1 pseudogene is annotated in these 1,041 nt (G+C 61.7%); it reads left to right on the top strand.

Going from position 1 to position 1,041, the window contains the following annotated elements:
* Positions 1–73 precede the first annotated feature (73 nt).
* Positions 74–1,041 (top strand): annotated as a pseudogene (locus ETQ85_RS27210) (IS3 family transposase); the annotation flags it as partial.

Here is a 1,041-nt window from a genome sequence, read left to right as displayed (position 1 = left end):
GGGGCTTTTTGTTTTTACAGTGACCCGTCCTGAAAGAAGTTGACACCTTTTCTGTCAAGAGAGGGGAAGTCAGATGGACTCAGGGATCAAGAGGACGCAGAAGGACTACACGCTGGCTTTTAAACTGGCGGTGGTCGAGCAAGTGGAAAAAGGCGAACTGACCTACAAGCAGGCGCAGGACCGGTACGGCATCCAGGGTCGATCAACGGTGCTGGTCTGGCTACGCAAGCACGGTCGCCAGAACTGGGGGCCGATGGCACACTACGGCCGCATGAGTAAGCCGAACCCAAGCCCGAACAGCCCGACGCTCACGCCCGAGCAGCGGATCAAGGAACTGGAAGTCCAGCTCAAGGAGGCCCGGGAGAAATCCCGGTTCTTTGAAGCGGTGATCGAGGTGCTGAAGACGGACTATGGGGTGCACGTCGTAAAAAAGCCTGTGGGCAAGTCCTCGCGCAAAAGTCCGTCGAAGGGCTGAAGGTGTCGAGGGCTTGCCGCTACATGGGCATCAGCCGGCAGGCGCACTACCAATGGCAGCGCCGTCGGGCGTGCGACGAAGCCCGGCACGAACGGATTGTGGGCCTGGTGAAGGAGAAGCGCTTGCGCCAGCCCCGCTTAGGCACGCGCAAGCTGCACCACCTGATTCGCCCGGCGCTGATGGCCGAAGGCCTGGGCATCGGGCGTGATGCCTTGTTCGATCTCTTGCGCGGGAATCGTCTGCTGGTCCGGCCCCGGCGGGCGTATCACAAGACGACGGACAGTCACCATCGTTTCCGGCGCCACCCGAATTTACTTAAGGCGGGGCCGGAACAGGTTCAGGCCGAAGCCAGCGAGCAGGTCTGGGTCGCCGACATCACCTATCTGCCGACCCGGGAGCGCTGCGCCTACCTGAGCCTGGTCACCGATGCCTACTCCCGCAAGATCGTCGGTTACCACGTCCATGACAGCCTGCACACAGCCGAGGTCAGCCAGGCCTTGAAGATGGCCCTCAAGGGGCGCCAGGGACAGCAGCCGCTGGTTCATCATTCCGATCGCGGCATCCAA

The organism is Zoogloea oleivorans, assembly GCF_008107625.1.
Taxonomy (GTDB): Bacteria; Pseudomonadota; Gammaproteobacteria; order Burkholderiales; family Rhodocyclaceae; genus Zoogloea; species Zoogloea oleivorans.
This window is presented reverse-complemented; position numbering and strand designations above follow the sequence as displayed.